At 32.8% G+C, this 20,803-nt stretch carries 13 protein-coding genes and 1 pseudogene; 9 read left to right on the forward strand and 5 right to left on the reverse strand.

Translation table 11 applies throughout. The features are described 5' to 3' along the window. Positions 1–19: 19 nt before the first annotated feature. Positions 20–2,035: a carboxypeptidase-like regulatory domain-containing protein gene (locus tag ACT3CE_RS08325; protein ID WP_444709306.1), complete on the reverse strand. Its 2,016-nt coding sequence runs from the start codon at positions 2,033–2,035 to the stop codon at positions 20–22. A gap of 2 nt (positions 2,036–2,037) precedes the next feature. Continuing rightward, the gene (locus tag ACT3CE_RS08330) at positions 2,038–2,427 is read right to left on the reverse strand and encodes a BlaI/MecI/CopY family transcriptional regulator (RefSeq protein WP_444709307.1); all 390 of its coding nucleotides are present in this window, start codon (positions 2,425–2,427) and stop codon (positions 2,038–2,040) included. 273 nt (positions 2,428–2,700) lie between these two features. Between ACT3CE_RS08330 and ACT3CE_RS08335 the strand changes: the two genes are divergently transcribed. Further along, complete coding sequence (locus ACT3CE_RS08335) at positions 2,701–3,315, forward strand: ankyrin repeat domain-containing protein (protein WP_444709308.1); 615 nt, start codon at positions 2,701–2,703, stop codon at positions 3,313–3,315. A 158-nt stretch (positions 3,316–3,473) separates the two neighbouring features. Here the strand turns inward: ACT3CE_RS08335 and ACT3CE_RS08340 are convergent, their stop codons facing one another. Next, positions 3,474–4,298: an FKBP-type peptidyl-prolyl cis-trans isomerase gene (locus ACT3CE_RS08340; protein WP_444709309.1), complete on the reverse strand. Its 825-nt coding sequence runs from the start codon at positions 4,296–4,298 to the stop codon at positions 3,474–3,476. 343 nt (positions 4,299–4,641) lie between these two features. Here ACT3CE_RS08340 and ACT3CE_RS08345 point away from each other — a divergent pair, with 343 nt between their 5' ends. The 3 genes and pseudogenes from ACT3CE_RS08345 to ACT3CE_RS08355 form a co-directional block, all read left to right on the forward strand. After that, on the forward strand, positions 4,642–6,705 hold the full coding sequence (locus ACT3CE_RS08345) for a tetratricopeptide repeat-containing sensor histidine kinase (RefSeq protein ID WP_444709310.1): 2,064 nt from the start codon (positions 4,642–4,644) through the stop codon (positions 6,703–6,705). Between the two features lie 1,276 nt (positions 6,706–7,981). Then, complete coding sequence (locus ACT3CE_RS08350; RefSeq protein ID WP_444709311.1) at positions 7,982–11,050, forward strand: ATP-binding cassette domain-containing protein; 3,069 nt, start codon at positions 7,982–7,984, stop codon at positions 11,048–11,050. Positions 11,051–11,096: 46 nt separating this feature from the next. After that, a pseudogene (locus ACT3CE_RS08355) lies at positions 11,097–11,240 on the forward strand (glycoside hydrolase family 47 protein); the annotation flags it as partial. Between the two features lie 140 nt (positions 11,241–11,380). On the opposite strand, the gene ACT3CE_RS08360 reads toward ACT3CE_RS08355, so the two are convergent. Together ACT3CE_RS08360 and ACT3CE_RS08365 are read right to left on the reverse strand one after the other, a co-directional pair. Continuing rightward, on the reverse strand, positions 11,381–11,962 hold the full coding sequence (locus tag ACT3CE_RS08360; protein ID WP_444709312.1) for a peroxiredoxin-like family protein: 582 nt from the start codon (positions 11,960–11,962) through the stop codon (positions 11,381–11,383). Positions 11,963–12,221: 259 nt separating this feature from the next. Continuing rightward, positions 12,222–12,635, reverse strand: coding sequence for an OsmC family protein (locus ACT3CE_RS08365; protein ID WP_444709313.1), 414 nt, complete (start codon positions 12,633–12,635; stop codon positions 12,222–12,224). 233 nt (positions 12,636–12,868) lie between these two features. On the opposite strand from ACT3CE_RS08365, the gene clpB reads away from it, so the two are divergent. The 5 genes from clpB (at position 12,869) to citF (ending at position 20,793) form a co-directional block, all read left to right on the forward strand. Then, positions 12,869–15,460, forward strand: a complete 2,592-nt coding sequence (gene clpB / locus ACT3CE_RS08370) for an ATP-dependent chaperone ClpB (protein ID WP_444709314.1) — start codon at positions 12,869–12,871, stop codon at positions 15,458–15,460. Between the two features lie 204 nt (positions 15,461–15,664). Continuing rightward, positions 15,665–17,098 carry an ADP-dependent glucokinase/phosphofructokinase gene (locus tag ACT3CE_RS08375; RefSeq protein WP_444709315.1) on the forward strand — a complete coding sequence of 478 codons (1,434 nt, stop codon included), beginning with the start codon at positions 15,665–15,667 and terminating at the stop codon, positions 17,096–17,098. 925 nt (positions 17,099–18,023) lie between these two features. Continuing rightward, on the forward strand, positions 18,024–18,311 hold the full coding sequence (gene citD / locus ACT3CE_RS08380; protein WP_444709316.1) for a citrate lyase acyl carrier protein: 288 nt from the start codon (positions 18,024–18,026) through the stop codon (positions 18,309–18,311). Between the two features lie 23 nt (positions 18,312–18,334). Then, positions 18,335–19,207, forward strand: coding sequence for an HpcH/HpaI aldolase/citrate lyase family protein (locus ACT3CE_RS08385; protein WP_444709317.1), 873 nt, complete (start codon positions 18,335–18,337; stop codon positions 19,205–19,207). Between the two features lie 29 nt (positions 19,208–19,236). Then, a complete protein-coding gene (gene citF / locus ACT3CE_RS08390; RefSeq protein WP_444709318.1) occupies positions 19,237–20,793 on the forward strand; it encodes a citrate lyase subunit alpha in 1,557 nt (518 codons plus the stop codon). Positions 20,794–20,803 lie beyond the last annotated feature (10 nt).

Consider the following 20,803-nt stretch of genomic DNA (forward strand, 5'->3'; position numbering starts at 1 on the left):
ATTGTGATAAGTTCAAATTTTAAAATTCCAGTTCCATTGCATAATCAACCGGAACTTTTTTACCTCGCTGGGCACCAGGTTTCCAATTTTTCATTTCCGAAGCAATTATTTTAGCAGCTTCGGCAGCTACTTCGTTCGATTTTTTTAGGATTTGAATATTCGTTACTTTTCCTTTTGGAGATATAGTGAATCCAACAGTTGCGCTTCCTTCTAGTTTTTTTCCTTCGAAAAAGAATTCTTCCTTCAGTTTATTTTCTTGTTTTTTTACATGTTGTGCTAATCCGTAAAACCCCTGTGGATATTGTGGCATATCTTCAACAATCACAAAAACTGGTTCGTCGCTTTCGGGATATTCAGGTGCTGTTGGTGGCGGTGGAGGAGGAATGTCTCCTGCTTTTTTTAAATCTTTTGAAGAGATTCCAATTACTTCACGTTTCATGGTGAAATCAACATTTTTGATTCCTTCTCGAAAATCATTTTTGTTTAAAATACTTTGGTAGCCTACAAATGAGGCAACTAATGTCAATTTCTTCATGTTTGAAATCTCAATTTCGTATTTTCCATCCCAATCAGAAACAGTTCCAATTGTAGTACCTTTCACAACAATTGAAGTTCCTGGCATTGGATTTCCATTAACATCTTTTACAGTACCTGAAATTTTAAATACTTTCTGTTTTTCTTTGTTATCTTCAGAATCAACAGCTTTCATTATAAAGTCGTGTTTCCATTTGGATCCATTTGTTGATTTTAATGTAATGGTATTAGAAACCATTTCATAGTCTGGATGCGTAACAATTAGTCTAAAATCACCTTCGGCTGGCAATTCAAATTTATATTCACCATTAGCATTGGTAATGCTTTTTTTATTAGAGTCTTTTATGCTAACAGAGGCTTTCGAAATAGGATTGTTTTTCTTGTCTATAACCCTTCCTGTTAACTTTACAGTTTTAGATTTAATAAGTTTTTCACTTTTCTCTTTTTGTAATGTTTGTTTTGATGTATTCTTATTTGATATTTCGCGATTAATAGTGTTTTCTGTACTTTCGGTAGTTGTCTTATATGGAACTTTATAATTACTAAGATCAGAAAGTACTAAATCTTTTGTGCTGTTTTCGCTAGGCTTTACTGTTTTTAACTCTTTTTGTTCCTGCATTTTATATTCAGGTTGCGCAAAAGAGTACATCAATACTGCCAAAACGGGTAGAAGCCATATCATTCGATACAATTTTCGTTTCGAAGTTTTTTCTTTCGTCATCATTTTAAATCGGGTTGGGCCGAGGGCAAAATTAAGGTTATTGGCCAGACCAATAACTTTAGTGCCTATTAGCTGGTTAATTAATAATGCCTGATACCTGACTGGTGATTGGCCCCGGGATAATACACCTTTGTCGGCCAGGTATTCATGGTTTTGTTTAATTGCACGTTCAAACAGCCAAATAAATGGGTTGAACCAAAATAATACTGTTAACAGCTCTATGATGAACAAATCGATCCAATGGCGCTCTTGAATGTGCACTTTTTCATGAGTTAAAATGTCATTAATATCGTTTTGCTTAAAATATTCGGGATGAATTAATATTCTGTTAAAAAATGAGAATGGCATTTTGTAAATTGTATTCTCATGCAACAGGCAATCTTCAACTTTTTTAGGTGTTGTTTTATAAATAATCTGTATAGGTTTCCACGATTGAATAATTAGTCGTAGCAGAACAAATAGTAGTCCTAAGACATATAAGCCCCAAGCAATACTCCAAATGTTAATATTAAAAGCTTTTTTCTGATGAACTATAGTGCTTGAAATATTGCGTTGGAACTGATCAGTAAATTCAGAGCTTTGTAATGCTTGTGGGGCTGCAATTAAAACTTCATACCGAAGTGGAAAAGCAGCGCAAACTATAGCCAATATCACACTAACAATCAGAAAATAACGATTGGCCTTAAAATGTGTCATATTGCGCAATAACAACCAGTATAAAACATACATAATGCTTATGCTGACCGATGCTTTTAGCAGAAAGTCAAAATAAACATTCATAATTATTCATTTTTATTGTGATCTTGTTTCATTTCTTTTTCGGCTTGTTTCATGATGTTTTCTAAATCAGCAATATCCAAATCGTTTTCACGAGCAAAAAAACTGGCCATTTTTGGAAACGAACCGTTAAAATAATTCCTTAGCAATGATCCAAACTGAACTTTTGTGTAATCAGCTTTGCTTACTTCCGGAGTAAAGAGTTTGGTATTGCCAATTTTACGATGTTTTACAAAACCTTTTTTTTCTAAAACACTTAATACTGTAGCAACTGTTGTATAAGCGGGTTTCGAATCATTAAAATTACCGATAACTTCTTTTACAGTTCCTTCTTGTAAGTTCCATAAAATCTGCATGATTTGTTCTTCTGCCTTTGTAAGAGATTTAATATCCATATATGATTTTTATTATAATGCTACTACAAATGTAGTAGAAAATTTTTAAATACTACTATATATATAGTAAAAATTCTAATTTTATAGTAGTAGGATTCTGTAATGCCTAATTTTTAATCGTTTCATAGGTGTTTTGGCTTTGTCTTAATTTTTGTTTATCATCAATACTGTAAAAAAATACCTCTTATTTTATACTTAATGTACTGACTATATTATATTCTTGCATTACCTTTAGTGCGGTTTTCATAATTATAAAATATAAATAAGAAACAAATGAATAAATTACAATTGCTTACAGCTGTTGCTGTAATGGGATTATTGGCTTGTGGCTGTAATTCCAAATCGTCAAAATCGGATGGCAACACTAATAATGTGGTAAAACAAAGCAGTGATGTTTCTCAATTTTCTTTTGATAATGATCTGATTATGCAATCGGCTTTGGATGGAAAAATGGAAACAGTTAAGGAGGCGCTTGAGAATGGTTTTGATGTTAATTTTACAGACTCAAATAAACGTACGCCATTAATGTTAGCAGCGTACAACGGGCATTTTGATATTGTAAAATTATTAATTGAGAATGGGGCAGACTTAAATAATATTGATAATGTGAATCGAACAGCTTTAATGTATGCATCAACGGGTTCGTTCGAACGAACAGTTGGGCTTTTATTGCAATCGGGTGCTAAGCCAAATATGGTTGATAGTGAAGAAAACTGGACTGCAGCAATGATGGCAGCATCCGAAGGTCAACTCGAAGTGCTTAAGGTATTAGTATCGTATGGTGCCGATTTAAAAATGGTAGATGTGGATAATGAATCTTCATTAGATTTTGCAATTGCTAATGGGCATCCTGAAGTGGCTGAATATATTAAAACGCAAATTAAATAGTCGAATAGTCTTAAAGCTCGGATGTGTATGTAATTCGATATGGACTTAAAATTGAACAGCTAAACAACACAATCTAATGTTGTGAATTTTTTTAACATTATAAAAAAGGGATACGTTTCGGTATCCCTTTTATTACAATCAATTTTAATAGGCTCTTATTACTTTTTTTTCTCTAGCACCTCAACAAGATTGATATCGAAAATAAGTGCTTCGTTCGGACCAATTTTGTTATTACTACCTCTTTCACCATAAGCCAAATTAGCTGGTACGAACAATCTCCATTCCGATCCTTCGGGCATTATTTGTAAAGCTTCGGTCCAGCCTTTAATTACACGATTAACAAAAAAGGAAGACGTGTCGCCGCGTTCTTTCGAGCTGTCAAAAACAGTACCGTCAATTAAAGTACCGTGATATACGCATTTAATTCTATCAGTTTTATTTGCTGTTTTTCCTGATCCTTGTTTTAGAATTTTATATTGTAATCCGCTATCCGTAACTCTTACTCCTTCGCGTTTTTTATTTTGTTCTAGAAAATTTTGACCTTTTTGCAAATTTACTTTAGCTAATTCTTTTCTTACTGAATCTTTTTCTGCCTTTTTCTGATTGAATATTTTTCTTAAATAAACATCGGCACTCATTTCAGAGAAATAAGATTTTCCGTACACATACTCATTTAAAAAGCCTTTGTAAAAAGCTTCCTCGTTAATGTTGCTAAACTGATCGGTTCTAAAATCAGAGTACTTTTTTTTCAATTGTGTTTTGGCAATAGCTTTTCCAAAGTGTATGCGATTAAGCGAATCAATTTGAAAAGGTGCTCTTTCAATGGTTTTCTTAAAATTGTTGGCCTCTATAAAACCTAAGGCATAACTTACACTATCGGCAACTGTTGTAAAGTTCATTTTACCCGTACGGGGTACTTTTTTGCATGCATTAAAACACACAGTAGCAGCTAAAAAAGCAAGAATAAGACTACTTCTTTTCATCAGTTAAAATTTTTATTTAAAATTTGGTTATTTTTTGCTTTGTAATCAGGAATCAGATTATGGAAATTTATGTGGGTATTTTCTGATTTTTACAAGCGAAGCAAATTTATAAAATTGAAATAAAAAATAAAAAAATGAGCTGTTAAGATTTGTGCAAATTACTTTTTTAAGAATTATCTGTTTTAGATTATGTTTATTTGTAAAATATTGAAATTAATACTTTTAGTGTAAAACATATTAATTAAGAATTATATTCCGATATTTTTTTCTTTTTTAGTAGTAACTATTATTGCAATTAATACGTTTTAATAGGACTAATATGTAACTACATAACTAATCCCAAATGAGATATATTTCCTTAATTATATTATTTTTTTGCTACAATCTGTTTGTTGCTCAGGCTCAGATTGATAGTTTGGAGAATTTGCTGTCTCAGAAAAATGGGCTTGAAAAGGTTAAAATTTTAAATGAGCTTTCTTATTCATATTATAATTCTAATCCCGAAAAGGGAATTGAGCATGCAAAAGAAGCCTATGAAATTGCTTTTAAACTTGATAGTAAATCAGATTTGGCAAAATCATTGCAGAATTTAGGAATTAACTATTGGGCCGAAGGGGAACTTGATAAAGCTTTGGAATATTTCAATAAAGCATTACCGATGTATGTGGAATTAAAAGATTTTAGGGGAAAAGCATCAGTTTTAAGTTGTTTCGGAGTTGTCTATAAGAATTTATCTGATTTTGATAACTCCTTAGAATATTATTTTAAATCATTAGAGATATGTGAGCAGCGAAACTATACAGACATGAGTAGAAAGACTCTTGGAAATATTAGTTTGGTTTACCTCGGATTAAATAATTACGATAAGGCTTTAGCGTATATTCAGGAAGCAATTTCTTTAAGAGATAGTTTAGGGGGCAATAAAATTCTTCCAGCTCATTTAAATACGATGGGACAAATTTATGAGGCTAAAAAGGATTATGACAATGCTCAGCTTTACTATAATAAATCTTTAAAAGAGAATATTAAAAATAATGATCAATATGGAGTTACAATTTGCTTGTATAATATAGGTAATGCTAAATTTTATTTGAAGAATTATGAAGAAGCAAAAATGTATTTTCAGAAATCACTTGCTGTAAGTTCAAAAATAAGCGACCAAATTGGGATATTATATGCAAACAAAAGTATCGGACTTGTTTGTGCGATTCAGGGAAAAAATAATTTAGCCTTATCATATTATGATAAGGCTAAAGATTTAGCAAAAACATTGAAAGCAAAAGAGCAACAATTCGAACTTTACAGAAATTATTCTGATATATATAAATCGCAGGGGAACTATAAAAAAGCATTGGAATATTTTGAATTGTCTTCGTCTTTAAATGATAGTATTTATAACGAAAAAAGTTCGAGACAAATTGCTGAAATGGAAACAAAATATGCAAGCCATAAAAAGGAAAAAGAAAATGAGTTGCTACGCAAAAATAGTAAGATTCAAAATTTGGAAATTACGAAGCAAACACAATTTCGAAATGCAATAATAGTGTTGCTGGTGCTTGTTATATTACTTGTGTTTATTTTACTTAATCAATTTAAGATAAAAAAAGATGCTAATGCGATTCTCTCCGAAAAAAATATGTTAGTGGAAAAACACAAATTGGAATTAGAGCAAAAAAATAAAATCTTAACTAAGCAGTTTGAGGAATTACAATTGTTAAATGCAACAAAAGATAAATTTTTTAAAATAATTTCTCACGATTTAAAAGGACCATTTAATAGCATTTTAGGCTTTTCCGATTTATTAAATACTGATTATAAATTGCTAAGCGATAAGGAAAGAATTGCTATGCTAAAAGAAATTGATAAATCTTCGAAATTTGCTTACGAGTTACTATTGAATTTACTCACTTGGGCACAAGCTCAAATGAATGAAATAAAAATTAATAAGGAATTATTAAATCTTAAAGATTTAGTCGACACCACAGTTTCTCTTTATGGATTGAATGCCTCGTGTAAAAATATAGATATTGTTGTCGATGTGCCAGAATCTATTGTTTTGCCAATTGATGAACATACATCGATGATTTTTATGGGTAACCTTATAAATAACGCAATAAAATTTACACCCGATGGTGGTCTAATATCTATTACTACTACTTCTAAAGAAGATTATGTACAAATTCATATTCTTGATACAGGTGTTGGAATGTCTCCAGAGGTCTTACAAAAGTTATTTAAGATAGATGAAAACATATCAACTGAGGGGACTAATAATGAAAAAGGAACTGGATTAGGTCTAATTTTGTGTAAAGAGTTTATTGAGCAAAATGAAGGGACCATTAGCGTGAAAAGTACAATAGGTAAAGGAAGTGAATTTATTATTACAATGCCTAAAAACAATGACTAAAGGTTTTACAAGAAAATCTATTTGAGATTGTATCGCAAAGAAAAATCCCGAACTTCGCTAAGTCCGGGATTTTCTCTAACCACTATTTACTAACCTAAATCTAATCTATGAAAAAACTTTTTCTGTTTTTGTATGTAACAAATATAGCCTGTAAATTAGTTAATTGGATAAAAGAAAAGTTAAAGGATATTAAAAGAGAAAATTTAGAGAGCAGAAGATGCAAAAGTTGCATTAAAGTTACAATGTACCGCAAAGAAAAATCCCGAACTTCGCTAAGTCCGGGATTTTCTCTAACCACTATTTACTAACCTAAATCTAATCTATGAAAAAACTTTTTCTGTTTTTGTATGTAACAAATGTAGCCTGTAAATTAGTTAATTGGATAAAAGAAAAGTTAAAGGATATTAAAAGAGAAAATTTAGAGAGCAGAAGACGCAAAAGTTGCATTAAAGTTATAATGTATCGAAAAGAAAAATCCCGAACTTCGTTAAGTCCGGGATTTTCTCTAACCACTATTTACTAACCTAAATCTAATCTATGAAAAAACTTTTTCTGTTTTTGTATGTAACAAATGTAGCCTGTAAATTAGTTAATTGGATAAAAGAAAAGTTAAAGGATATTAAAAGAGAAAATTTAGAGAGCAGAAGATGCAAAAGTTGCATTAAAGTTACAATGTATCGCAAAGAAAAATCCCGAACTTCGCTAAGTCCGGGATTTTCTCTAACCACTATTTACTAACCTAAATCTAATCTATGAAAAAACTTTTTCTGTTTTTATATGTAACAAATGTAGCCTGTAAATTAGTTAATTGGATAAAAGAAAAGTTAAAGGATATTAAAAGAGAAAATTTAGAGAGCAGAAGACGCAAAAGTTGCATTAAAGTTATAATGTATCGAAAAGAAAAATCCCGAACTTCGTTAAGTTCGGGATTTTCTCTAACCACTAACTACTAACCTAAATCTTTAATCTATGAATATACTACCTCTTTGTAGTATACTTTTAAAGGTATTACATTGATTAGTTAATATCTGAAAAGAATTGTTAAAAAACATTAAAAAATATTGATTCGTAGTTTGTTAGAGTGCATATTTGTTTTCGGAAGAGTGATAGAAAAATGTATTCAGAAAAAATAATCTATTTTTTTTGTTTAGATTTTTAAGATATTGAGGCTGCAGTTTACGATTTCTTAATTTTTTAATAAGATTATGTACTCCATACTTCATTTAATTTATCTAATTTAGAAGCTTATCAAAAAAATAAATTTCGAAGTTATACCATGAATGAGTCTTTACTGAATGCCCTTATGCAACTTTTTGCTCTTATTGTTGATGAGCAAAAGCTTGGTTTTGAAATGGCAGCACGCGATGTTGTATCAGAATGGCTGCAAAAGCAATTCAGCAAAGAGTGGACTGAAAGATATCTTGAAGATTTTGATCGTTACTTAAAAGAATCGCATTGCGATGAAGATGGTCAGGCGTGTTTTATAAACAAGCACCTAGAGGTTGAACAGGTTTGTGGTAGATTATTAGAAGAGGTAGAGCAGGAGCAAAAAGTATGGGTTATGCTTCAGTTGCTCGAATTTATTGATGACACAGAATTTACCGGACCTGATGAGCTGGACTTGGTAAAAACAGTATCCAAAATATTTAGAATCCCTAAGTCCGAATTCGAAAATAGTCGCCAGTTTATTATTGGTGATGAATATTCGATACCCTTTAATGAGCACATCCTTATAATAGACAGCAACGAAAATTGGAAACATGAACTTGTAAAACATATTTACAGTTCCAGAATGAGAGGTCGGATTTTTATTTTGCATTTAGAAAGCACCAATACTATGATTATGAAGTATTTTGGTGAATATAACCTCTTTCTTAATGGGCATAATGTGAAACTCGATCGTGGCTATGTACTTTCTTTTGGTTCTGTGGTTAGAAGTCCTCGTATTGATCCGATTTATTATTCTCAAATTTCATCGGTTTTTATCGAGCGAAAAAATTTGTCGGATATTCATTTTACTGCTAAAAATGTTGAGTTTAATTTTCCAGGATCTAATAACGGTTTGCAACCGGTTAGTATGCAAATGGAATCGGGGCAGCTTGTGGGTGTTATGGGCGGAAGTGGTACGGGGAAATCAACATTTTTAAATGTCTTAAATGGAACATTGCCTTTAAAAAATGGTAGGATTTGCATTAATGGATACGATTTACATCTCGATGAATCTAAATTACAGGGAGTTATAGGATATGTTCCTCAGGATGATTTATTGGTTGAGGAATTAAGCGTTTATGAAAATTTATTTTATAACGCTAAACTATGTTTCGACGATACTTCGGATGAAAAGATAGAAGAAATAATTGATTCTACCATTGAAGATTTTGATTTGGTAGAAGCTAGGGATCTAAAAGTAGGAGATCCCATAAATAAGGTGCTGAGTGGAGGGCAAAGGAAGCGATTGAATATTGCGCTTGAGTTAATGCGCGAACCTTCGGTATTGTTCGTTGATGAACCTACATCCGGACTGTCGAGTATGGATTCGGAAAAGGTAATGCTTCTTTTAAAAAGGCAGGTATTGAAAGGTAAATTGGTAATTTGTAATATCCATCAGCCTTCGTCCGATATTTTTAAATTGCTAGATAAACTCGTGATGATGGATCAGGGAGGAAAGGTAATTTATTTTGGAAACCCTATTGATGCAGTAGTCTATTTTAAAACACAATCGCACTATGTAAAGGCAAACGAAAGCGAATGCTTAACTTGTGGTAATGTAAATTCGGAACAAATTCTTCGTATTATCGAAGCTCGAATGATGAACGAATATGGAAAACAAATTCGTAAGCGTAAGAGAAATTCCGATGAGTGGTACGAATTATATAAAGGAAATATAGAGAGTAATAATCCCGTAATAGAGCCAACGGAGAAAAAACAACTTCCTAAAAATTATTTTAGTATTCCTAAACGCTGGGATCAATTAAAAATATATCTATCCAGAGATATCAAATCGAAATTAAGTAATCGGCAATACATGCTGATTACCATTTTAGAAGCTCCATTATTGGCAATAATATTAGGCTATTTTACAAAGTATATCAGTGGTGCCGATGCGGAGCATACTTCCTATTTATTTTCTTTAAATGAAAATATTCCATCCTTTATTTTTATGGCTGTGGTGGTCGCTTTGTTTTTAGGGATGATTATTTCGGCCGAAGAAATTTTGCATGACAGAAGAATGATGAAGCGTGAGCAGTTTCTAAATTTGAGCCGCGCAAGTTACCTTAATTCAAAAGTGATAGTAATGCTGATTATTTCGGCTATTCAAACTTTTTTGTTTGTAATACTGGCCAATACAATTCTCGAAATAGAGGGATTAACATGGGTATATTGGCTTGTTTTATATACGGCATCGGCATGTGCTAATTTAATAGGATTAAACTTGTCGGCAGGATTGAATTCTGTTGTTGCTGTTTATGTTTCAATACCTTTTATATTGGTGCCACAGCTTCTGTTTTCCGGGGTAATTGTGAGTTTTAATAAGCTGCATCCTGCTATTACTACCCAAAAATATGTTCCACTTGTCGGCGATTTAATGACATCGCGATGGGCTTATGAAGCCTTGGTAGTTGCTCAGTTTAAGGATAATGAATTTGAGAAAAAGTTTTTTCCTTATGAACAAAAAATGAGTGAAGCAGCTTTTCGTTCATCTTTTTTAATTCCTTTATTAGAACAAACTTATGAATCCTGGCTTAAAAATGAAAAAGAGAAAGATTTTTGTTTGGTTCGTAACGAATTATTAAAACTTTCTAAAATATATACTTTACCCGAAAATATTGAGCTATCAAGAATTTATTTACGACACTCCTCAGAAAATATAAATGCCTGGTTGGAGAAAGTAAAACAAGCTAGCAGAACAGATTATAAAAATAATTCGAACGAAAGAGATCGGGTATACAATGAATTGATACAGACCTTTGGTGATAGTGAAAAAGTATTCGAATTTAAAGAAAAATATCATAACGAAGCCATAGAGCAAATTGTACTTAATCGCAGAGAAATTAACAAATTAATTAAATATAAAGATGAGATAATTCAATTAAAGGATCCTGTTTTTCAAATACCAGGAGAAAGAAATGGAAGAGCTCAATTATTTGCTTCTCAAAAGAGATTAGGTAATTATTTAATTGATACTTTTTGGTTTAATCTGATAATTATATGGTTAACAACCATTGTTTTTTATTTTTCGCTTTATTTTGATGTATTGCGAAGAGTACTTGCATTTATCGAATTCTTAAGAGTTAAAATTCTACCCGAAGGCGACTTTAGAATTGCACGAAAACGTCAGAAATAATAAATATTTAAAAGGGTTCATCTGTAATTAATCCTTTTTTGCAGAGACTATGAAATATTTATATCTAACTTTTACCGAGGATACAAGATTTTTTAATTTAGATGACTATTTGTTTTATACCGAAGTACATCCATTTGCTAAAAAATCATTTGATCCTGATAAGGTGAAGAAGAATTTTGGATTAAAATAAATTATTTAAAAGGGCTGTTTTTTTTAATACAGCTCTTTTATTTTGAAATTTTGTCTTGTACGTCTTTAAGTTATAAATACCTTTTAATAAATGTAGTATCCTGCAATGAGAAAAGAGCCGAAAATTCGACTCTTTACGTATTATAAATGTTTTAAGATTTCTTCTGCATTCGATCTGTTTTTATAATTTGGATCATATTGTACATATTTTACTTTGCCGTCTTTCCCTACTACATAAGTTGCTGGCACGGGAAGTGTTTGGTCATTATTGCCATTAGAAATCGTAAGATCAATTCCATACTCCTTGTATTTTTCTATCAACTTTTTTTCTAATACAAAGTTAACACCATACTGTTTCATAATTTTAGAATCTGTATCGTGAACAATAGAGTATTCTGCATTTGTTTTCTTAATTGTTTTTTCAATGCTTACAGGAATTTCGGGTGAAATCGCAATCAAGCGGGCACCTGCTTTTTTAAATTTTCCGATATTTTCCTGTAAATGAGATAGGTGCTTGTTGCATAATGGACACCACTGTCCTCGGTAAAATACAAGAATTAATTGCTCACTTTTAAGTATTTCACTACTTATCACCTTTTCTCCATTTTGATCTATAGCTTTAAACATAGGAGCTTTTTGACCTACTAAAATACTGCTGTGATTTTTTTGTCCGTAACTGGCAAAACTAATTAGTAATGATACTAATATCAATAAATTTTTCATGATTTTTCGAATTGATTAAAAATAAAATACAAAGTAGTCTTTTATTATTCGCAAATCAAACCTTGTTGCCATGTATAAGGTTAATAATTTGTTAATTGTAGTAGTAATTGCAAAATTAAGATCATACTCAGTTTTGATAAAATTGGTGTTTTGTAATTGATAACATTTTATTTTGAGAATTGATTCAAAAATAATTTGCGAAGGCATAAAAAAAATCCCTCGTATATTTCGAGGGATTTTAATAATAAGAAGTACTCAATTATGCATCATTTAATTTTTCAATTTTATAGCTGGTATTTACGCCAGATTGTTTAAAAAGAATACCAACCGGACAAGTTTTTAGTGTTTGATCCAGGCATTTTTTTATTTTAACATCACTTGCTTGTGTATCAATAGATAAATGAATTTCAACATCTGTAAAAGTTAAAGCATCATTTTTTTGTTCTCCACTCATGTTAACATCCAGATAGTCAAAAGAAATTCTCATTTTTTGAGCTACGACATTAAAAATTGTATGTACACAGCCTGAATAACTCATTAAGCATAATTCTAAAGCACTTGCCCCAGTATCGCTTCCTTCTTTTGATACGGGTAAATCTAAAATTACGTTATGACCTCTATTGTTAGTGGTAGTAGAAGCATAACCTTTAGTCCATTTTGTTGTAACCTTCATCGATTTTAGTTTTTTGATTATATGTTATTGTAAATATATATAAATATTCAAATTGACATCTAGTTTTAAAAGTAAATTAAACAAATCTGTTTATTCTTCAGTTTAGCTTACAGTAAACTGACAATATTTCCTTATAAAGTGTTAATTAAGTGACATTTTTTCAGTTAAATTCTTGTTTACTCTAGTTGGTAAGAATTTTGAAAATATAAATTCTGAATACAAATAATGGAGATATGAACTTTAATAATTTTACAATTAAATCGCAGCAGGCAATTGAAAAAGCATTTCAGATTGCTCAGGGAAATAATCAGCAAGCAATAGAAACAGGTCATTTACTTAAGGGGATTGTTTCGGAAGGTGAGAATATTGTTGGCTTTTTAATGAATAAATTAGGTGTGCATGTTCAGAATTTCACCTTAGTTTTAGATAGGATATTAGAATCTTATCCTAAAGTAAGCGGAGGAGAGTCATATTTATCCAGAGATGCAAGTGCTGTATTACAAACAGCTACTGATGTTTCGAAAAAAATGGGAGACCAGTTTGTTTCCCTCGAACATATTTTGCTGGCATTTTTGAAGGGAAAAGATCAGATAGCTCAACTGTTTGAAGATAATGGTGTAAGCGAAAAGGATTTAAGTGCAGCAATAAAGGACTTGCGAAAAGGAGCTAAAGTTGATTCTCAAACTGCGGAGGATACTTTTAACTCGTTAAAGCGTTTTGCTGTTGATTTAAACGAAAGAGCTCGGAATGGAAAGTTAGATCCTGTAATTGGTAGAGATGAGGAAATTCGTAGGATTTTACAGATTCTTTCTCGACGAACAAAGAATAATCCAATATTAATTGGAGAGCCTGGAGTTGGGAAAACAGCCATCGCCGAAGGTTTGGCTCATAGGATTGTAAAAGGAGATGTTCCCGATAATCTAAAAAGTAAGCAGTTGTATTCATTGGATATGGGTGCATTAATTGCAGGTGCAAAATATAAAGGAGAATTTGAAGAGCGATTAAAATCGGTGGTGAAAGAAGTTGTAGAGTCCAATGGTGAAGTAGTACTCTTTATCGATGAAATTCACACTCTGGTGGGTGCAGGGAAAAGTGAAGGTGCAATGGACGCAGCTAATATTTTAAAACCAGCTTTGGCACGTGGCGATTTGCGCGCTATTGGTGCCACAACATTAAATGAATATCAAAAATATTTCGAGAAAGATAAAGCCCTGGAGCGTCGTTTTCAGAAAGTAATAGTAGATGAACCAGATACATTAAGTGCCATTTCTATTCTTCGTGGATTAAAGGAGAGATATGAAAATCATCATAAAGTTCAAATTAAAGATGAAGCAATTATTTCTGCCGTAGAGTTATCGCAAAGATATATTTCAGACCGTTTTTTGCCCGATAAGGCAATTGATTTAATTGATGAAGCTGCCGCTAAATTGCGTTTAGAGATGAATTCTCTTCCCGAAGAGTTAGATGAGATTGAGCGTAAAATCAAGCAATTGGAAATTGAAAAGTTAGCTATTGAAAGAGAAGGGGATGCTAAAAAACAAGAAGATTTGGCTCGTGAAATTGCAGAATTAAATGATGAGCGATTAAAATATCGTGCTAAATGGGAGGCTGAACGGGAAGTAATCGATGGAATTCAAAAGCATAAAGAAGAATTGGAATCGCTTAAATATGAGGCCGAAAAAGCTGAGCGTGAAGGTGATTATGGAAGAGTTGCCGAAATTAGATATGGAAAATTAAAAGAAGTTGAACAAGAGATTGAAGATCTAAATGAAAAGTTAAAACAAAATCAGAATTCGGATGCTTTAATTAAAGAAGTGGTAAGTAATGATGATATTGCTGAAGTAGTTTCAAGATGGACAGGAATTCCTGTCAACCGAATGCTTAAAAGTGAGCGACAGAAATTACTATCTCTTGAATCAGAACTGCACAAACGTGTCGTAGGTCAGCAAGAAGCCATTACAGCTGTTGCCGATGCAGTACGAAGAAGTAGAGCTGGACTACAGGATCGCAAGCGTCCCATTGGTTCCTTTATATTTCTGGGAACAACAGGCGTTGGAAAAACAGAACTGGCAAAAGCATTGGCCGAGTTTTTGTTCGACGATGAAAATCAGATGACTCGTATCGATATGTCGGAATATCAGGAAAGACATTCTGTGTCCAGGCTAATTGGTGCACCTCCGGGATATGTGGGCTACGATGAAGGTGGACAGCTTACCGAATCGGTTCGTCGTAAACCTTATTCTGTTGTCTTGTTAGATGAAATTGAAAAAGCGCATCCCGATGTTTTCAATATTCTACTTCAGGTTTTGGATGATGGCAGATTAACCGACAATAAAGGTCGGGTGGTCGATTTTAAGAATACAATTATTATTATGACTTCTAATGTTGGTTCTCAGTTAATTCAGGAGAAAATTGAACGTTTTACTTCTGATAATAAAGACGAATTATTATGGCAAGCCAGAGAAGAGGTTCTTGCTTTATTAAAAAAGAGCATACGTCCCGAATTTTTAAACAGAATTGATGAAAGTATTGTATTTACGCCATTAGAGCGCGAAGAGGTAAAGGAAATTGTAAAACTCCAATTTAAGATTATTCAGGAAATGCTACTGAAAAATGATATACAAATTAATTTGAGTGAATCAGCAGTAAATTATCTCGGTAATTTAGGTTTCGATCCGCAATTTGGAGCCCGACCAATAAAACGTGTTCTCCAAAAACAAGTGTTAAATGAATTGTCGAAGCAGATATTGGCCGAAAAAATTATTGCCAAGCAGAATATATTAATCGATGTTATGAGCGATAAACTTGTATTTAAAAATGTATAGCTCATATTTATGTAATTATATTTTAAAATGTAAAGAGAGTTTTGCAGATTTATTAGCAAAGCTCTCTGTTTGTATATTGCAATGGTTTGCAACGATTTTTTATTGAATTAATTGTAATTTTTAAGAGTTTGAATTTTTATTCCATTTCTTTGCTCATTATATTTAAAATGAAAATATCAAATTAATAATATAAATCAGTCCCACATGTCATTAAGTGAATTAAAAGCTGCCTGGCTCGAGAACTATAAAACAGCTCCTGCTCAGCTCGAAAAAATGAGCGAAATTAACGGATTAATTAGTGCATTCAATGCAAATGTTGATGCAGTAATTAAGGTGAGTGGAAAAAGCATAGAAACGTTAATTGCCGATAATAATTTAGATGCTAATATTATTGTTTCGGAAGGAGAGAAAGCCATCCGTAAAAATGAAGATGCTCTTCGGGGATTTTTACATTGCTTTAAAAGTGGTATTGCAGAAGAGTGGCTGATTGAAGAGGTTGAAGTTTTTGAGTGGTTGAATAAAAATGTTGGCTATGATAAAATGCAAATGGGAGGTCAAGGAGGTATTGTTGCCAATGTAATGGCCGTTTGTGGTGTTAAGCAGGTTTATGTGCATTGTGCATCGGCACCCAAAGAACAGGGACAGCTATTTTTAGATTTACCCAATCTTGTAACGACCAATCAAAAAGGAGATTTGCAACAAGCATATACAGTCGATCGTTCTGCCGAAAATGCTCTTATTCACTGGATAATCGAATTCGATAAAGGAGATACAATTACTATTAATGGGGAAAGTTATATCTGTCCTAAGGCAAATCGATTTATTGCAACCTACGATCCTTTAAATTTCAAATTACATGTCGATCAGAATTTCGATAGCAGAATGTCAAAAGAGGACATTAATCCTGAATACATTATTCTTTCGGGATATCAGATGTTGCAGGAAAATTTAGTGGATGGAACCAAAGGAACAGAGCGTATCGATTTATCGAAAAAAATGATTGCTGAATGGCGAAAATCTTGTCCAAATAATTTATTGCATTTAGAGGTTGCTTCAACTCAGGATAAAGTAATTAGAAAACATCTAATTGATAGCTTGGTAGAAAGTGTAGATAGTTTAGGTTTTAATGAACGTGAATTAATAGATATTCTGGAAGTTATTGGAGAAGAAGAACTGGCTGCAAGGTGTGAAGAACATACAAATTCTTCGAACCTGTTCGAGGGAATGCTAAAAATTTATGAGTACACAAAATGTCCAAGAATGCAATTGCACATGTTTGGCTTATATGTAACTCTTCAGCAAAAAGGATTTAAAGTGTCGGCATTGCAGAACCGCAATGGAATGCAATTGGCAGCTACTGTTGCTGCAGCAAAAGCAGGAACCGGAGCTATTGATACCAAAGATGTTTTGTTGTGGGCAAAAAATCACGAAGTATCGGCAGTAGGTTTAAACGAACTTAAAGCGTTAAGCCAAACAGTTAAAAATCATTTGGGTGATAATGATTTATTGTCAACAGGAATTTTTGAAAATAAGGATTTAGAAGTGATTGCAGTTCCAACAATTCTTATCGAAAAGCCTGTTACTTTAGTTGGAATGGGAGATACTATTTCGTCTGTATCTTTAGTAGGTGCATTATAAACAAGAAATAATTTATTGCAGGAGGAGTTTTTAGGTACTTGAGCTAAAAACTCCTTTTTTAATGCAAAAATAAATAGCTTCGTGGTACCTAGGCTATTCACCTAATGAACCGATTGTGTGGAGCAGTTCAAATTAGCTCTAACTAATCTAACTTTCTTTAATTCTAATTTGATAAAGCTAAAATGTAGTAGACCACTTAATTTTGCTTTAATTACCCATTGAAACAAGCCAAAAATTTATTAATCTGGCGAAAAAAGTAGTTTTTAAATTTTGCACACCAAATTTGCTGCCGAATAAAAAAGAAAAAAAAGAGAAAGAAAAGTATATTAAAAGAAAAAAATCTTTATTGAAATTTAAGTTTGGAGTTGTTATGCATCTAAATAAAGCTATTTTGTAAAATATAAATACATAAAAGTATATTTTCTTAGAAAACGTTTGCATAGGACGAAAAAATACACTTATATTGTAATGTATTTAATAAGTAAAACACACTAACCATTTGTGATATGCTTTTCATACTGTTGATTTTCTTGTTTTTATCTCAAGAAAGTCTAACCACTAACTAATCACTAATAATTAAGGCTTCGATTTTTTTCGGAGCCTTTGTTGTATTGCAATAATGAATAGTTTTTACAGTAAAACAGCGAAATTTTTCTTTGTTACTGCCGAATTTAGAATTAGGAAAGGAAAATTAATATGAAAATGATAGCTATATCCTATATAATATCTAGGAATCTATATACATTAAATAATTTAAATGTTAATAACGTGTTGATATGCAATCGTTTCCTAAGTGTGTTTTATAACACAAGGTAATTATGGACAAAAATCTTTAAAAGTGCTTTGATTTCTATTCAAAGTCCTTAAAATTTGCATAATCAAATAAGAGAATTTTAACGGAATAATTAAACAAATATTCTTAACAATGACACCTAAGTTAAAAGCGCAAGCCGGAACTTTCGAATCGAGTGATATTATGATCTTGATTGAGCCTGTTAAAAAGGATGCCGGACGCCGAGTAGATATTTCTTCGACAGTAATGCTTCAGTTCGAAGAGGATATCAAATCTACAGTAAATAAAGTGTTAGATGATCTTGACATTAAAGATGTACACTTAATTGCAAAAGATAAAGGAGCGCTAACACCAACAATTAAAGCTAGAGTAGAAACCGCAATCAAACGTTCTTTAGGTATTCAGGAGGGAACCATGTAATGGCTAAAAAGAAAAGAAGATCAATGTTATACATCCCTGGAAACAATCCGGCAATGATTCAACAAGCTGGAGTGTATGGATGTGATGCCGTATTATTAGACCTTGAAGATGCAGTAGCACTTAATCAGAAAGATGCTGCCCGTATTTTGGTTCGTAACATGTTACAAACGGTTGAATTTTACGATACCGAAGTTTGTGTGCGTGTAAATAATTTTCATACTCCTTTTGGGCTTACCGACCTTGAAGAAATTGTACCTCTGCAACCCGATAATATTCGATTTCCAAAAACCGAAACGGTAGCCGATGTAAAAGAATTTATGAAAGAGGTCCGTCGAATCGAAAAGGAACATGGAATTAAGAATCCTACAATGACCATTCACGTAATGATCGAAACAGCAAAAGGGGTAGCTAATGTTTATGATATTGCTGCTGCCGATCCTCGTATCGATGCAATTACAATTGGAGGACAAGATTTAACTGCAGATATGGGAATTATTAAAACCCCAGATGGTGTAGGTATTGATTATGCCCGAAAAAGAATTGTAATGGCTGGTAAAGCTTACGGTTTAGATGTTTTAGATACTGTTTTTGCCGATGTAAACGACGAAGAAGGACTTAAAGAGGAAACCGAATATATTAAAAAAATAGGTTTCGCAGGAAAAGCCTTAATTAATCCTCGTCAGGTTGATGCAGTTCATGAAGTATTTAATCCATCAGAAAATGAGGTGCGCAAAGCATACCGCGTTTATTCTGAATTTATTAAGAATAAGAAAGCTGGTATTGGAGTATTTGCTATCGATGGAAAAATGGTCGATGCTCCAGTTGTACAACGTGCTATCACAGTTTTAGAATATGCAAAGGTCGATTTAAAAGAAATCGAAGACAGCATAGAGTAAATTAGGTTTGGATTCTTAATTAAGAGATAATGAAAAACGCAATAGGAGTTGAAATTCCTGAATATATAGAAGGATTGGGTGAGTTAAAACCTTTCCGCGGTGTATGGCAAAGTATTATTGAAGATGAAGCTCCGGCTACAAATATTTCCAGAACACTAAAAGCAAAAAAACCGCATACTTCAAAACTTTGTACAAGCCTTGAAGATGCAATAAAAAAATGCGATGTTTTTGATGGTATGACAGTAACTTGTCATCACCATCTAAGAGGTGGAGATGGAGTTTTAATGGAAACCATTAGAATTCTTGATGAAATGGGAATCAAAGATATTACTTTGGCTTCTTCATCCTTAACATCGGCACACGATGGTTTAGTTCCTTATGTAGAAAAAGGAATGATTACCAAAATTTTTACCTCAGGTATTAGAGGAAGATTAGGGGAAACTATTTCGACAGGTAAGTTAAAATATCCCGCAATAATTCACTCTCATGGTGGTCGTGTACGAGATTTTTTAACTGGTAGAATTAAGCCAGACTTATCGGTATTAGCAGCTTCGGCAGCCGACGAGGAAGGAAATTCAACAGGTTCCCACGGACCTTCTGCCTTCGGATCGATGGGATATGCCGATATCGATGCCAGATATTCCAGAAATGTAATTGTTGTAACCGATAATTTGGTTGATTATCCTTGCTTGCCAAGTACTATTCGACAACATTTTATTGATTATGTTGTAAAAGTAGATTCAATTGGAGATGCAACTAAAATTGCCTCGGGTACCACTCGTATCACTAAATCGCCAATGGATTTACGTATTGCGCGAATTGCAGCAAATGTAATTGAGCATTCTGGCTTATTTAAGAACGGAATGTCATTTCAGGTGGGGGCCGGTGGTGCTTCTTTGGCAGTAGCTAAATTTCTTCGCGAAGATATGATACGCAAAGAAATTAAAGGAAGCTTTATGATTGGTGGTGTAACATCTTACGGTGTTGATATGTTGAATGAAGGATTGTTTCAGGCAATTTTCGATGTTCAGTCCTTCGATGCAGCAGTTAGTACTTCCGTATTAAATAACCCAAATCATATCGAAATTACCTGCGATCAGTACGCTAATCCTAATAATTGTGGTTCTATGACTAACAAGTTGGATGTAGTTGTATTGGGAGCTTTAGAGGTTGATGTAGATTTTAATGTTAACGTAATTACAGGTTCGTCTGGAGAAATTAGAGGAGCTTCAGGAGGTCACTCCGATACTGCATCAGGGGCAAATCTAACAGTTGTGGTATGTCCATCATTCCGTGGTCGTTTGCCAATTGTTAAAGATCGTGTTCATACGGTTGTAACACCTGGCGAAAGTGTTGATGTGGTGGTTACCGAGCGAGGAGTTTGTGTTAATCCATCGAAACCAAATCTTGCGGCAGCATTAAAAAAAGCAGGTCTTAAGGTTGTCGATATTTGCGAGCTTAAAAAAGAAGTAGATGAAATGACCGGTATTCCGGCAGAAAAACAATTGGGCGATAAAATTGTTGCTTTAGTTGAATACCGAGACGGAACCATAATTGATGTGATATACAATGTCGAAAATCTTTAGGTAGATTCCG

Source organism: Marinifilum sp. RC60d5 (assembly GCF_052400665.1).
Classification (GTDB): domain Bacteria; phylum Bacteroidota; class Bacteroidia; order Bacteroidales; family Marinifilaceae; genus JBQTGK01.